Source organism: Aquibacillus albus (assembly GCF_016908325.1).
GTDB lineage: Bacteria > Bacillota > Bacilli > Bacillales > Amphibacillaceae > Aquibacillus_A > Aquibacillus_A albus.
Window position 1 is genome coordinate 107,739 of sequence record NZ_JAFBDR010000005.1, and the last position, 16,085, is coordinate 123,823.

The window sequence follows — 16,085 nt, forward strand, 5'->3', positions numbered from 1 at the left end:
GTGGTAGGTTTTCCCATCATTCTTAATAGTCATTGTTCAATATTTTCATTAACGATGGGTTAACTTTAAAAAGAGTCGATAAAATGCTGAAAAACAAATAAACGCTATTAGTGATCCGCTGAAAAAAGGAATCAAAAACAGAGGTCCATTTACACTGATATAAAGTATTATACCAGCACTTATTAAAACTGCAAAAAATAAAATCGGACTGCCGATTGTTAACAGAAATGTATTTTTAAAAATTGCACGCAGCTTGATATCATAGTGAACAATCACTGAAAAGAAATTAATTGTATAAACGAACAACACAATTCCTAATACGATAAAAGCAAACATTAAAATGACATTTATATCCTTTAGATAGTAAAAATCTATTACTAAAATGCTCCAAATCATTGTTAGTAGAAGTCCACCGAGTAAGCTTTTTTTATAGTTTTCCTTATAGTATTTCCAATAAGATTTAATCAATGAACTAGATTCTTTTTCTAACACCCAATCGCGAACAGATGCAAACATTGCAGCTGTTGCTGGGAAAAATAAAAACGGGGCTAACAGTATAATAGGGATAGAGAGGATAATCAAATCCTCTAACTGATTTGCAAGTAACATATTAACAATAAAAAATACAATGGGAAGGTTAAAGAAAACCCAACATAAGTTAACAACTGTAAACCGCATAATCCATTCACTAATTTTATAAAATCCGCCCATCACACCATTCATTTACGTTCATCCTTTTTCCATTGGTGACTTTTTATAATTCTCTAACATGAAAATAAAACATATCATATGGAAAATCCCCCTTCAAGTATAGACTTAGAATAGGCTACTTAAAGGGGGAATCTATCCATTATTTGCAACAACGTACACGATAAGGCTTAACGACGATTTTCTTTGATGTAATAGTCTCCATTGCAGACAAGGTGACTTCTAAGCCCACTCAAACATTACTCTTTATCTGATATGGTTTCTAAAGGCTTCGCATTACCGTAACGATGCGTAGGAGTGTTTGCGTTATTTACCCACTTCACACCATTTTTAATAACAGTTTGGACTTCTTTGTTATAGTAAGTAGGGTATGTTTCATGGCCAGGACGAAAATAAAAGATTCTTCCTTTGCCACGTTGAAATGTCGCTCCACTCCGGAAAACTTCTCCACCTTCAAACCAACTAATAAAAATTAATTGATCTGGTGTTGGAATATCAAAATGCTCTCCATACATTTCTTCCTTTTCTAACTCGATATATTCCCCAAGGCCTTCCGTAATTGGGTGACTTGGATCAACAACCCACATACGCTCTTTATCATCTGCTTCACGCCATTTCAAATCACAAGTAGTACCCATTAATTTTTTAAATATTTTAGAAAAATGTCCAGAGTGCAATACTACAAGGCCCATACCTTCTAAAACTCGCTTATGAACCTTTTCTACTACTTCATCTGCAACTTCACCATGAGCCTTGTGCCCCCACCATACAAGTACGTCTGTTTCGTTCAGGACTTCATCCGTTAAACCATGCTCCGGTTCATCAAGCGTTGCGGTTTTCACATGCAAGTCTTCTTCGTTTAAAAAATCTTTAATAGCCCCATGGATTCCTTTTGGATAAATATCAGAAACTACCTGATTTGTTTTTTCATGACGGTTTTCATTCCATACCACTACGTTCATTGTTATGTCCCCCTTAAATTTTTTAAATATAGTAATGCAAACAAAAGGAAATCGTTTGCACTATCTTGCAAAAAAATTTAGTAATGTTTGTACTTCGTTTGATTTACAGGTTTACACGATTCCCGTTCCTCAATAACAGTTGGGATGATCACACTTTTCTTTACTTTAGAAGGCTCTTTTATTTCTTCAATTAAACACCTAGCTGACTCATAACCTAACTCGTATATTTGAATATCGACAGATGTTAGCGGTGGACTGGCAATTCTCGAAATAACTGAATTGTTAAAGCTTATGATACTTATGTCATCTGGTATCCTTAAATCCATATCTCTAATTGCCGATAATACAATTAATGCATCTAAGTCGTCCGTTATAACAATCGCAGTCGGTCGATCTTCTAGATTTATAAGTTCCCGAGTAGCTTTTTTTCCATACTCAGGATTGAACCTGAAAAATTTTATATAGCTTTCATGAATAGCTAAACCATTTGAAATCATGGCTTGGTTAAAGCCTTCAAATCGAGCTTTTGCAACCTCATACTCTGAATCGTCTCCGATGAAAGCAATTTTTTCGTGCCCTAAATTTATTAAATACTCTGTAGCTTCTCGTGCTGCATGGATATTATCGTTATCGACAAAAGTGATTTTATTAAATCCCGCTACCGGCTTTCCAAGCACCACAAACGGGATTCCACTCTCCATTAAATACGGTACAACTTTATCGTCTTCTTTTGAATATAAAATAATCATCCCGTCGACTCTTTTACCTCTTACTTTTTGAACGGCATCCTTATATATATCGTCCTCGGAGTCACCAGTAATTAGACTAATGCTATAATCATGTTTTCGACATAAAGCACTAATTCCTTGAACCACTTCAGGTAAAAAAGATGAATTTAAAGATTCACTTGTAGAATTTTTCATAACAATACCAATTGTTTTCGAAGACTGCTGTACTAATACTCGGGCATTTAAATTAATGTGATAGCCCATTTCTTCCATTACTTTTCTAACTTTTCGCTTCGTTTTTTCGCTTATTTTCGGACTATCTGAAATAACTCTAGAAACGGTTGATGGAGCTACATTTGCTTTTTTTGCTACGTCTTTAATAGTGACTGCCATAATTCACACCTCGAACTCCCTTAACGCAAACGGATTCATATAGTTGCTATTCTAATTGTAACGCATCAGTACACATAATTCTAGATAATCCGCTGACTTTCAAAGCTTATTTCACAGCACCTTCTGCTACCCCTTCAATAATTTGCTTCTGTGCAAAGAAGTAGCCGATTATAACCGGAATAATCGCAATCGTTAATCCTGCCAACGCCAAATGCCATTGCTTCGTATATTGACCAAAGAAGTAGAACATTTTCAATGGAATGGTCGCGTTCGCTTCCCCTAAAACAAGCGATGGTAATAGGTAGTCGTTCCAAATCCAAATCACGTTCAAAATCGCAACCGTTACCGAGATTGGCTTTAGCAATGGAAAGATAATGTACCAGAACGTTTGAAATCGATTGGCACCATCAATAATTGCTGCTTCATCCAAGCTGACAGAGATACCAGTCATTGCACCATGATATAGGAAAATCGACAAACTACAGCCAAACCCTAGATACATAAAGATCAATCCCGCGGCATTTAACATGTCCACCTGACCAAATAAAGCAACGAGTGGGATCATGACAGATTGAAACGGAATCAGCATGGCCGAAACAAACACCAATAGGATCACGCCACTTAGTTTGCTTTTGTTTCTTGCCAAGACGTAGCCTGCCATCGATGAAAACAAAATGATAATGCCTACACTCATGCCAGTGATGATGACGGAATTAAAAAACGATTGGATGAAAGTTAAATCTTCGAATGCTTGGACAAAGTTGTCTGAAGTTAATGCTTGCGGAAGACCAAGCACCCCTTCAAAAATTTCTCTTTTCGTTTTAAATGCGTTGACAACCATTAAGTAAAACGGTGAAAGCCACAGTAAAGCGAGTAACACACCTACAATTTCAATGATGATTAAATTTCGTTTCGTTTTTTGCATTACATGTCGACCTCCCGTTTTTTATTGTAATACACTTGCGTAATCGCTATCACGGCAACAATTAGGAAGAAAATAACCCCTTTGGCCTGGGCAAACGCCATTTGGTTTTCGTTGAACGCTGTCTTTACGATTTCCATGGCAACCATTTGGGTCGAGTTATATGGTCCACCATTGGTTAAGGATAAGTTTTGATCATAAATTTTAAACGATGTCGATAACGTTAAAAACATACTAATTGTAAATGCCGGTGCGACAAGCGGGAACGTAATGTTTCGGAATCGCTGCCAGCTGCTCGCTCCATCGATTTGCGAAGCTTCAATTAATTCGTTCGGGATATTTTGTAAATAGGCAATATAAATGATCATGATATAGCCGGCCATTTGCCAACACGTTAAAATAACAAGCCCCCAAAAACCGGTGTTTGTTGTGGATAACCAGCCACTTAACGCTTCAATGCCTAGGGCTGTTCCAATATCATCAAACACACTGACAAAAATAAACTGCCAAATGAAACCTAAAATCAATCCACCAATTAAATTTGGCATAAAGAAAATCGTTCTTAAAAAGTTACTAGACTTCAGTTTTCTCGTTACAAGTAAAGCAAGGATTAAACCTAGAATATTCAACAAAATTACAGATGCAACCGAGAATTTTATCGTAAACCATAAGGCTGCTCGAAACTCTTCATCTTGAAACAACTTGATATAATTTTCAAAGCCTAAGAAAGTGGTAGCCTTGATTCCATTCCAATCCGTAAAGGAATAAAACAAACCATAAATAAATGGAATGACGACAACTAAACTTAATCCTAATATAACCGGTGTTAAAAATAGCCAGAATGTAAAATCCCGGTTTTTCATTTCAATCCCCCCGATGAATTGACCTTAACAACTTTTGTTGAACCCTAATTGTAGTCATCTTTAGTCTTTATTTAAAAGGTATAGCTAACAAAACAGCGTGTTCACTTGCTGTCTTGTTAGCTAATTTATTTAACTTATTGTCTTGACTCTTCCCACTTGTTAATAGCATCTTGTTCTAGCTCATCCCAAGTCATCTCACCGCTAATATACTTCTGCATGTTAATTCCTACTACTTCTTCGTTCCATGCAACTGGAGTACCCATAAACACCCATCCAAGTGTATTTCCTTCAGATGCATACTCATAAATTTCTTGAGAAATTGGATCAGCGATTTTAGAAGTGTCATAACCTTCATAAGCTGGGATAAATTTAAACTCTTCTAATACCATTTGTTTACCAGTTTCAGAAGTGTACATCCAGTCTAAAAAGTCTTTTGAAGCTTCTACTACATCTTCATCACTATTTTTATTAACCATCCAGTTATTTGGAACACCAACAGGGATTTTTCCTTCAAAGCCTTCTACCGGAATTGGAATAATTCCAACATTATTTTCTGCTAGCTCAGGATCCATTTCATAAACGGTGTTATATACCCAGTTACCTTGTTGTATCATTGCTACTTTTCCTAAAGAAAATAATTCTTCTACTTGTTGTGAATAATCTAAACTATTTGTCGGTTGTACAGAATACTCATTTTGCAAATCAAGGAAACGCTTCATCTCATCGCCTTTTTCAAAAGAAACTGTATCTGAATTGTATGCATTTAGAAGGCTCTGATCGAATTCAGGTGCCAAAAACGCATTCGATAAGTGATTTCCTAAAACCCATGTTTCTTTTGCTGCTAATGCAAACGGCGCTTCAATTCCTAATTCACCTTTTTTGCTATCTAACGTTTCAACAGCACTTTGTAAGTCTTCATACGTTGTAATTTCATCAGCATTTATGCCTGCCTCTTCAAAGATAGCTTTGTTATAAAGCAAACCATAACCTTCTTGGTTAAAAGGCAACCCAAGAATTTCATCGCCATCAGTAACTCCAGCTAAAGTACCTTCAAGTGCAGCTTCTGCAGCTTTTGTGTCAGATAAATCTGCAAGACTATCCCTATAATCGTCAATCTCTGAAGGACCGCCTATATTAAAAATATCCGGTTCGTCCCCTGAAGAAAATGCAGACTTTAGTGAAGCAGCATAATCATTTCCGCCTCCAACAGTTTTAACATTAATGTTTACACCCGGGTTTTCTTCCTCATACTTCTCAACAAGACTTTCAAATTGATCTTTAAACTCCACTTTAAATTGGAAAACATCTACTGTTACTTCGTCTCCTGAACCAGCATTCGTTCCATCATCACCATTATCTGTCGTTGCGCATCCGGCTAATAAAGCACCAGAGACCGCCAATGCAGCTGCTGTTTTGGATAAAAATTTAATTCCCTTCATTTAACTTCTCCCCTTACTTCTAAGTTAGAATTTTTGTTTTCGGTGAATCCGTTACACTTATAAATCAGTAAACAAGCGCTTTCAAATCCACCATTTAAAATGCTTAGAATGACGTAATTCGCCATAAACATTTAAGAAAATCGATGAAATCGTTTGCATCAATCAACTGTTTAGAATCGTATCACGAAAAATATGTATAGGCAAGTGGTTTTGGAAATTTTTTTATGATGTATTTAAAAATGAGAATTAACCCCCTTTAATTCAATACTTATTAGCAATATTCTCCTTTATAAATTCTCAAAGATTATCATACGCAAGATATAAATAATTATGCAAACAAAGGGAAAACGTATGCAACTAATTCTGTGTTATACCGGAATAAGCCTTACTTATACATTCAACCAACTAAACGTATGAATTTTGAAAGTAAAAAAAGAGGATTCGCTATAGGGAATCCTCTTAAACTTAAAATTCATATTTATTTCACCTTATATACTCTTGCTTCATAAGGCTGTAATTCTACCTTATCAACCGCTTCATCTGAAGCTACAGCATAGTTAGCCAAACATAGCTCCGTTGATTTATTTTTTAAACTGGCAGGTAATTTAAAAGTCGCTTTTTCAGGAAACAAATTTACAATAACTACCATTTTATCCTCGTCTAATGTTCTTGTATAAGCATAGATTTTATCATGTTTCTCCAAAATGAGATCATAGTTACCATAGACAAGCACTTCTTCTTTTTTTCTAAGCTCAATCATTTTTTTATAGTAATGATACACCGAATTCGGATTCTGCAATTCCTTTTTGACATTAATTTCTTTATAATTTGGGTTCACTTTTAACCAAGGCTCTCCAGTCGTAAAGCCCGCTTGCTCCGAGTCGTTCCACTGCATCGGTGTTCTTGAATTGTCACGGCCATTTTTCCAAATAATCTCCATCACTTCATCGTGGGTTTTACCTTCTTCTCGTTCATTTTTATATAAATTTTTAATTGCAACATCGTTGTAATCATCAATAGAATCAAAATGAACATTGGTCATCCCAATTTCTTGGCCTTGATAAATAAAAGGTGTTCCCTGCATTAAAAAATACATCGTTGCAAGCGATTTTGCCGATTTCTCCCGCAATTCTTCATCGTTGCCCCAAGTAGAAACAGAACGAGGCTGGTCGTGGTTTTCGAGGAATAAAGCATTCCACCCCATACCATCGAGGCCCTTTTGCCATTTCGTCAATGTTTTCTTTAAGGAATGTATATCTAATCCACCTGTGACACTTTTCCCCCAAAGACCTAAATGCTCAAATTGAAAAATCATATTAAATTTCCCGTTTTCTTCTCCTACCCATTCATCTGCTTGCTCAACTTTTACACCATTCGCCTCACCAACAGTCATAATGTCATACTTACTAAACGTTTCTTCCTTTAACTCCTTCAGGAAGGTTTGAATGCCTGGACGATTCATATGCCCCTTAAGTGATGGAACATATTTCTTTTTCTTAGGATTCGGTAGATCAGGAAAACCAGGTACCTTTTTTATGTGAGAAATAGCGTCCACTCGGAACCCATCAATCCCTTTATCCAACCACCAGTTAATCATTTTATATAGATCTTTACGAACATCTGGATTCTCCCAGTTCAAATCAGGCTGTTTTCTCGAAAACACATGCATATAATATTCTTCCGTTTTTTCATCATATTCCCAAGCAGAACCACCAAAAATTGATTCCCAGTTGTTTGGTTCTTTACCCTTTTTACCTGGATGCCAAATATAATAGTCTCTGTATGGATTGACCTTTGATGAACGTGATTCAATAAACCAAGGATGTTCATCAGACGTATGATTAATCACTAAATCAAGAATTAATTTCATACCGCGACGGTGAACTTCTTCTAATAATTGATCAAAATCCTCCATTGTACCAAATTCATCCATGATATCTTGGTAATCACTAATATCATATCCATTATCATCATTTGGCGATTCAAAAATCGGGCAAATCCAAATCACATCAATTCCTAAGTCTTGTAAGTAATCTAACTTAGAGATTACACCTTGAATATCACCTATCCCATCGCCATTTGAATCCATAAAGCTGCGTGGATATATTTGATAAGCTACTGCTTCTTTCCACCATATTTTCTTCATGATTATCCCCCTAGTAGTTCCCATTTATAGTTGATAGATTCTCGCCTCATGCGGTCGTAACGTCACCTGCTTAATCGATGCAGAAGTAGTTACATCTTGATAATTTGATAATATCAGTTGTTTAGCTGAATCATCTAATTGATCTGATAATGTAAAAGCACTGCTCGTATCTGAGTGATTCAACAAAATCAACCAACGTTGCCCTTGATAAGTTCGTGTATACACATATAATATGTCGTCACCATCTGAAAAATCCTGATAATCCCCGTAAATCATAACCGGATTCTCTTTTCGTAGTGCAATCAATTTTTTGTAAAAATAAAATACCGATTGCGGGTCCTCCATAGCCTTTGCTACATGTATTTCTCTATAATTTGGGTTCACCTTAATCCAAGGAGTTCCTGTTGTAAATCCCGCTTGCTCAGAATCATCCCACTGAATTGGTGTTCTGGAATTATCACGACTAAGTAAAAGCAACTCTTCAAATACTTGCTCCGGATCACGTCCCTTTTTCACTTCTTCTTTGTACTTATTCCTCATAGCAATATCGTTATACTCATCTATCGAGTCAAACCGAACACCTGTCATCCCTATTTCTTCTCCCTGATATACATACGGTAAAACAAACGTTTGCGCAAAAATAATTGTAGAGAATTTGTGTTTAAAACAGACCTCTTTATTGTACGATGACTTTCATTTACAGGCAATAATTTATAATAATTTAATCACCAAGATAAACGCAAGTATAGAAACACTCCTATTTTATTCCAGAAATTTATGCAAACGATTGAATTATACTAACCAATTCAGAATAATTAAGGATTGTGGTTCACAGTTTCATGATTTTTGTTATAGTGAGTATTATGGGGTTCACAAATTATGTAACATTTTAACGTTTCCATTGCGCAAACGTTATCCCGAGGAGGAAAAAGCATGAATAAGGAAGCAATTTATCACCGACCAAAAAATAATTTCACTTATGCGTACGACAAGAAAACGCTTCACATCCGAATTCAAACGAAAAAAGAGGATGTCAATTCCATATCTTTGATTTATGGTGACCCGTATGATTGGAAGGAAGAAAAGTGGTCATATCAAACGATAAGTATGGTAAAGACTGGATCATCAGATTCACATGATTTTTGGTTTGCCTCTATTAAACCAACTTACCGTCGCTTGAGATATGGTTTTATTTGTATGAACAGCGAAGAAACATTCGTTTATACAGAAAGAGGAATTTATCAAAAAATCCCTACAGACATCGGTTGTTTTTACTGTTTTCCATATCTTCATGAAAATGATGTATTTCAAGCCCCCGTATGGGTGAAAGATACAGTTTGGTATCAAATTTTTCCAGAAAGATTTGCAAATGGAGATTCATCGACAAATCCAAAGAAAACTTTACCATGGGGAAGTGCTGCACCAACTCCCACCAATTTTTTCGGTGGCGATTTTCAAGGAGTGATCGACCATTTAGATTATTTAGAAGAGCTCGGAATCAACGGCATCTATTTCACTCCTATTTTCAAAGCTCACTCAAATCACAAGTATGACACGATCGATTATATGGAAATTGATCCACAGTTCGGTGATAAGGAGACGTTTCGTGAATTAGTTCAGAAATGTCACATAAGGGGAATTCGAGTCATGCTTGATGCAGTGTTTAATCATAGCGGTTACTATTTCCAACCATTTCAAGATGTTCTAGAAAATCAAGAGTCATCCCCTTACAAAGATTGGTTCCATCTATGGAATTTCCCAGTTGTTACCGATCCAAAACCGAACTATGATACGTTTAGTTTTGTTTCATCTATGCCTAAGTTAAACACGACCCACCCAGATGTTAAACAATATTTATTGGATGTGGCCCGTTATTGGATTGAAGAATTTGATATTGATGGATGGAGATTAGATGTCGCAAATGAAGTAGATCATGCATTTTGGCGAGACTTTAGAAATGTAGTAAAGGCTTCAAAACCTGACGCCTATATTTTAGGAGAAATTTGGCATGATTCAATGCCATGGCTTCAAGGAGACCAGTTTGATGCTGTCATGAATTACCCGTTTACTAACGATGTTGTGAATTTTTTTGCTAAGCAGGAAATTACTGGACAAACATTCAAAAATAACTTAACCAATGTTTTGCATATGTACCCAACAAATGTAAATGAAGTAGCATTTAACTTATTAGATAGTCATGATACACCAAGAATTCTCACTTTAGCGAACGAGAACAAAGAACGAGTTAAGCTTCTTTACTTATTCCAACTATCGTTTATTGGTACTCCTTGTATTTATTACGGGGATGAAATTGGGATGACCGGAGATCAAGATCCAGGTTGTCGTGAATGTATGGTGTGGGAACCCGAGAAACAAGATCGTGTACTATTTTCATTTTTACAACAGTTAATTCATTTTCGTAAAACATTACCGGCATTCGGTAATAAAGGTGGTTTCCGTTTTATAGATACTACTGACAATCAAAATGTGATTGCCTATGAAAAGTCGACTGATGGACAAAAGCTTATTTTCGTTTTACATAATCATCATAAAAACGCTAAAGCTATCATCGGTGAATTATCGAATAATAAGTACAAAGAACTTTTCACTGGACAAACCGTATCCTTTGACAAAGAAGGAACAATTGAGTTAACCCCTTATAGTTATCAATGTTTTTTAATCGAATAGCAATGTGCAACCAAAATATACATTAGAAAAACTCGACATTCGTCTCGTCCTATAACGAGTGTCGAAGTTTTTTTCTTATACTTCATTCCTAAAAATTTTTACGACGTCGAATTACTTCTCCGCTAAAAATTTTATACTTTCTTAACGTAAAAGTAAAAACGAGAGGTTTACCCCTCTCGTTTTTTACAGGTCTCCCGTTTCACTAACTTATGAGGAACAATTACTTTTGATCCTCCACTATCGGGATTCTTAATTTTATTTATTAAACAATTCGTTGCTTCCAATCCTAAGTCAAAAATATGAATGTCTACTGTTGTCATGGTTGGTGAGGATAATTCAGATATCATCACATTATTGAAACTAACGATTGAAATATCATCCGGCACTTTGACGTCCATATCATTAAGCATTCTTAATACTCCAAATGTCATGATATCATCAGCGACAATCAATGCTGTCGGGCGCTCCTTAATCGACATCAATTCAACAATGGCATCTTGCCCACCTTCGATTAATTCTTCATGGTTTACAATATACTCTTCTTTAAAGGGAATTTTCCCATTTGTTAATGCTTGTTTATAACCTTTTAAATGATCTATGGTAACAACATAATCCAAATTACCGCCGATAAATCCGATTCTTTCATGCCCTAACAGCATTAAATATTCTGTAACTGTTTTACCAGCTTTAAAATTATCATTATTTACATAGGTTACTTTATCTTCTTCAATATTATAGGGCCTTCCAATCAGAGAAAACGGAAAGTCTTGCTCAATTAGAAACGGCATCACCTTATCATTGATTCGAGAATAGAGTAAAATTATTCCATCTACTCGTCCACCGAATACCATTTGCTTCACTTCTTCAAGAATTTCGTCTTCCGTTTGTCCAGTTGACAAGTAAAGGCCGTACCCTTCTTGATAGGCCTTTGTACTAATCCCTCGTATAACTTCAGGAAAAAACGGATTCTGGAAAGAAATTTTAGCAGAATTCGGCATTACAATCCCTAACGTTTTTGTAGTTCTATTTGCAAGACTTCTTGCATTAAAATTAGGGTGGTATCCCAATTCTTTCATTGCTTCACGAACGCGTTCTTTCGTTCTTTCACTAATTCTAGAACTATTTGAAATCACTCGTGATACCGTCGACGGTGCAACGTTCGCTCGTTTAGCTACATCTTTTATGGTTGCCGCCATCGGTATCATCCCCCTCCAAATTCATTTCATGTTTATTTTACCTGTTCACATAAGATTCTACAATAATATTATTTTAACATAAATACTGTGACAGGCTATGATGTTGTTGCAATCCACAATAATAAGGTGCTGTATAAAATTAAACCTGCAGCAACTATTAATAAAAGAATAGAGATAAACTTGAATTTTTTCATCTAAAATCGACCCCTATCATCGATTACCCTTTTTCTGCACCAGCAGTTAACCCTTCAACAATATAACGTTGAAAAACAAAGAATAACACCATAAGTGGTATGGAAATCAGAACAGCTCCGGCCGCGAATACAGTGAAATTATTATTCTCTTGTCCAGAAACTAAAGTAAATAAGCCTTGTGCAAGTGTCCAATTCTCACTAGAACGCAAAATAACTTCCGCCATAATAAAGTCCATACTTGCACCAATAAAACTATTAAAAGCGATAAACGCAATAATCGGTGTCGCTAAAGGAAGCATAATTTTAATAAGAATATCTGAATTAGAAGCTCCATCTATTCGGGCAGCTTCTTGTAAACTATTTGGTATCCCATCAAAGAACCCTTTGACAATCCACGTATTAAAAGCGACACTTCCAGCTGCTAATACTAAAATATAACCGAGATGTGTGTCTAAAAGCCCGAAAGCTCCTAATAACGTATAAATCGCAATCATCCCCATAATTGTTGGAAACATTTGTAAAATAATAATTGCCATTAACCCTTGCCTTTTCCCTTTAAACTTAAATTTTGAAAAAGCATAGCCTGATAACACACCGAATGCAGTTGAAATAACCATATTGGCTGTTGCGATAAACAAAGTGTTTTTATACCAATTTAGGTAATCATGTTCTATAAACAAAGACTTGTAATGGCCCCAATTCCAATCAGCAGGGTTTGGAAAGATTTTTGATGAATGTAAAGATTCACCAGGGTTTACTGATCCAATAAATACAAAATAAACAGGAAACAAACAAATGAGAACTAAAAGAACCAATATACTATATACAATAATCAAGTTAATTATTTTATTCACTTTTGGACTAAACATATGATCACACATCCCCTTTCAAGGCTTTGGTATTTCTTAAGTTGAAATACGCAAACCCAGCAATGATCAGGAAGACTACTAAAGCAACAGCTGATGATATAGCATACTGCCCACTATCTAACGTCATTTTAAAAATCCATGATAATAAAATATCTGTATGACCAGCGTAATTGTAATCTGCGTTTACAGGTCCACCTTCTGTCATCAAGTAAATAAATGTTAATTGGTTAAAGTTAAAGGCAAAGGTGAAAACCATCAACGGTATAGCAGCAACCATAACAATCGGGAAGGTAATTTTACGGAACTGTTGAACAACCGATGCTCCATCAACTTCTGCTGCTTCATACAATTCTTTACTTATGGTCGTTAATACAGCCGTAAACAACGCCATCCAAAAAGGAAAACCTAACCAAAGATTCGTTAGCAACACAGCGACTTTTGCCCACATTGGATCCGACAGCCAGCCAATCGCAGGTAAGCCTACCGATTCTAACATCTTATTAATAACTCCAAATTGACCGTTATACATATTTCTAAAGATCAAAATACTTACAAAACCCGGTACAGCCCAAGGTATAATATAAATATTTCTCCAAAACTTTCTATATTTCACTACTTTTTGTGATAATACTACCGCAACAAATAGACCCGCAAACACTACTAGCAAAGTAGATAATATAGCCCAAGCAATTGTCCAAGAGAATACACCAAGAAATGTACCTCTCCAAGATTCCATCGTAAATAAACGAGCAAACTGCTCAAACCCAACCCAATCAACTAATGCCCTTGGCGGTAAATAGTTCGGGGATGAATAATTTGTAAAAGCAATCAATGCAGTGTATAAAAGCGGAAAAACAGTCAAAAGAATCATACATACCGCAGTAGGGGTTATCAATATATATGGAAAACCATTATCCCATACATATCGCAAACTCTCTTTAAAGTTCATAACTTTCTGCCCTTGCTCACGCAACTTCCCTACCATATAGGCATCCTTTACACTTACATAATAGATAGCCAAGATAGCTATAAGCGCAAGAAGCACCAAAAGACCCTCTGCCATCAATAAGATAGAATGATCTCCAGGGTCAACTACTCTTCCTCTTTCTCTAACTTGCGGAGTTTCACCTAAGGTAAACAATCCCCATAAACCTCTAGCAATTGTATTAGTAAAAAAGATTAATACCAACAATTCAAACAACGCCCAAAGAGCACCTTTTATATATTGTTTATTATAAATTTGTCCAAGCCCCATAAAAAGAACAGATAACCAAGCCGCTATTTTTCTGTAGCTTTTCCCTTCGTGTGTCAGTTGAGACTCACTCTTTGTTGACATAAAGGATTCTCCCTTCAACTAGAATAACAATGATTTCATTACTTCATGCAAATTGGTCAGTAAGGTAGCTTTAGAAGTCTCACCCCACTGACCTATAAAATGATTATTTAAATTATTTAATTTTATATACTATTTTCATCTTAGTACTGAACAAAAAGCTTCTATTGTTGCTGTTCTTCAATAGCAGTTTCAATCGTATCTACTGCTTTATCTAATGATTCTTGTATATCAGCATCATTATTCCAAATTTCTGTAACTGCTGCATGGAACGGATCCCAAACAAGAGGCATTTCTGGAACATTTGGCATAGGAACTGCATTAGCAGCTTGCTCTAAGAATGCAACACTAAACGGATCTTCTTGTATCACTTCATTATCAATTAATGCTAGACGTGGTGGTAAAGCGCCAGTCATTTCATAGCTTTTCAGTAGGTTTTCTTCGTTTGAAATAAACTTCGCTAATAACGATGCCGCATCTGGATATTCCGTATATGCATTCACATAGAAAGCACGAGTACCCGAGAAGCTTGTTTGCTCTTCGCCGTTCTCAAGTTTTGGAAGTGGAGCAACCGCGAAGTTCACAGGCGCTTCTTCATACCCCGGTACGGCCCAAGGTCCATTAATATCGAATGCTAAATTACCTTCATTGAATAAGGCAGTACGAACATCATACGTAATATCTTCGGCTTTCATATCAGGAGTTACCTCATCACGAATGCGTAAAAATGTCTCCATAGCCTTTACAGTTCCATCATTATTTAAGCCAATATCACTTACATCAGTATTATTATCACCAAATACGTAACCGCCATTGGCACCAATTAAGCCATACTGGAAGTAAAGGTTAGCTGGTTCCATCATAAATCCATATGTGTCACCTTCTGTTAATCCTGCAGCAACTTCAAGTAACTCATCCATTGTTTCAGGAGCTTCTTCCACTAAATCGGTATTATAATATAATGCATAGGTCTCAATACCTGTTGGATATCCGTATAAAGTACCATCAAATGATGTAGCTTCGATTGCTCCATCCATAAATGCTTCTTTATATTCGTCTGGCCAGAAGTTTTCAATAACTAAACCGGAAGAAATCGCTCGACCAATACGATCGTGAGTAGAACCAAATACATCAGCAGCCAAACCAGCAGGACCATCAGTAGCCAAGCGGCCAGGAGCTTCTTCTTGGTTTACCTCTTCTACTTGTACTGGAACACCATACTCTTCTTCAAATTTTTCAGCAATATACTCAGAGAATTCAAGTTGTTCATCACCGTCACTCCATAGTAATAACTCCGCACCGTCTTCAGGTACTACTTCAAAGTCTTCAACTGCATCCTCACCCGCAGCACCTTCTCCTGCAGCGTTTTCATCTTCGTTGTTATCCTCTGCTTCTTCGCCACCACATGCAACTAGACCAAATATTAAAACACTAGTAATCAATAAGAAGAACAATAGTTTTTTCATTTAAGTAAACACCCCTTCATTTTTCAACAGGCTCTTCGCTTATACCTATCACGAAAGCTCTCGAATTTTCATTTGTAGTAAACAACCTTAGTAAAATCAAAAAATAGTGAAGAACAACAATAGCAATTATTACTTCTCCTAATCACCCCCTAACAGCAAACGATTGCACACACAAATA

At 36.1% G+C, this 16,085-nt stretch carries 13 protein-coding genes; 1 reads left to right on the forward strand and 12 read right to left on the reverse strand.

The genetic code is table 11. The features are described from left to right. Positions 1 to 48: 48 nt before the first annotated feature. The 8 genes from JOC48_RS06300 to JOC48_RS06335 form a co-directional block, all read right to left on the reverse strand. Complete coding sequence (locus tag JOC48_RS06300) at positions 49 to 723, reverse strand: YesL family protein (protein WP_204498229.1); 675 nt, start codon at positions 721 to 723, stop codon at positions 49 to 51. A gap of 224 nt (positions 724 to 947) precedes the next feature. Continuing rightward, positions 948 to 1,670: a ThuA domain-containing protein gene (locus tag JOC48_RS06305; protein ID WP_204498230.1), complete on the reverse strand. Its 723-nt coding sequence runs from the start codon at positions 1,668 to 1,670 to the stop codon at positions 948 to 950. Positions 1,671 to 1,747: 77 nt separating this feature from the next. Further along, positions 1,748 to 2,791 (reverse strand): LacI family DNA-binding transcriptional regulator, encoded by a 1,044-nt coding sequence (locus JOC48_RS06310; protein ID WP_204498231.1) that lies wholly within the window; start codon positions 2,789 to 2,791, stop codon positions 1,748 to 1,750. Between the two features lie 106 nt (positions 2,792 to 2,897). Further along, a complete protein-coding gene (locus tag JOC48_RS06315) occupies positions 2,898 to 3,716 on the reverse strand; it encodes a carbohydrate ABC transporter permease (RefSeq protein WP_204498232.1) in 819 nt (272 codons plus the stop codon). Then, complete coding sequence (locus JOC48_RS06320) at positions 3,716 to 4,576, reverse strand: carbohydrate ABC transporter permease (RefSeq protein ID WP_204498221.1); 861 nt, start codon at positions 4,574 to 4,576, stop codon at positions 3,716 to 3,718. The genes JOC48_RS06315 and JOC48_RS06320 overlap by 1 nt, the downstream gene beginning before the upstream one ends. Positions 4,577 to 4,710: 134 nt before the next feature. Further along, positions 4,711 to 6,015 carry an ABC transporter substrate-binding protein gene (locus JOC48_RS06325; protein ID WP_204498233.1) on the reverse strand — a complete coding sequence of 435 codons (1,305 nt, stop codon included), beginning with the start codon at positions 6,013 to 6,015 and terminating at the stop codon, positions 4,711 to 4,713. A 478-nt stretch (positions 6,016 to 6,493) separates the two neighbouring features. Then, entirely contained in the window at positions 6,494 to 8,161 is a 1,668-nt protein-coding gene (locus JOC48_RS06330; RefSeq protein WP_204498234.1) for a glycoside hydrolase family 13 protein, read from the reverse strand. Between the two features lie 24 nt (positions 8,162 to 8,185). After that, positions 8,186 to 8,806, reverse strand: a complete 621-nt coding sequence (locus tag JOC48_RS06335) for an alpha-amylase family glycosyl hydrolase (RefSeq protein ID WP_476693104.1) — start codon at positions 8,804 to 8,806, stop codon at positions 8,186 to 8,188. Positions 8,807 to 9,094: 288 nt separating this feature from the next. Between JOC48_RS06335 and JOC48_RS06340 the strand changes: the two genes are divergently transcribed. Beyond that, complete coding sequence (locus JOC48_RS06340) at positions 9,095 to 10,849, forward strand: alpha-glycosidase (RefSeq protein WP_204498236.1); 1,755 nt, start codon at positions 9,095 to 9,097, stop codon at positions 10,847 to 10,849. A 167-nt stretch (positions 10,850 to 11,016) separates the two neighbouring features. On the opposite strand, the gene JOC48_RS06345 is transcribed toward JOC48_RS06340, so the two are convergent. From JOC48_RS06345 to JOC48_RS06360, 4 genes are all read right to left on the reverse strand, one after another. After that, entirely contained in the window at positions 11,017 to 12,045 is a 1,029-nt protein-coding gene (locus tag JOC48_RS06345; protein ID WP_204498237.1) for a LacI family DNA-binding transcriptional regulator, read from the reverse strand. Positions 12,046 to 12,262: 217 nt separating this feature from the next. Further along, on the reverse strand, positions 12,263 to 13,108 hold the full coding sequence (locus JOC48_RS06350) for a sugar ABC transporter permease (RefSeq protein ID WP_204498238.1): 846 nt from the start codon (positions 13,106 to 13,108) through the stop codon (positions 12,263 to 12,265). Between the two features lie 4 nt (positions 13,109 to 13,112). Further along, positions 13,113 to 14,444 (reverse strand): sugar ABC transporter permease, encoded by a 1,332-nt coding sequence (locus tag JOC48_RS06355; RefSeq protein WP_204498239.1) that lies wholly within the window; start codon positions 14,442 to 14,444, stop codon positions 13,113 to 13,115. A 161-nt stretch (positions 14,445 to 14,605) separates the two neighbouring features. Beyond that, on the reverse strand, positions 14,606 to 15,907 hold the full coding sequence (locus tag JOC48_RS06360) for a sugar ABC transporter substrate-binding protein (RefSeq protein WP_204498240.1): 1,302 nt from the start codon (positions 15,905 to 15,907) through the stop codon (positions 14,606 to 14,608). Positions 15,908 to 16,085: the final 178 nt, after the last annotated feature.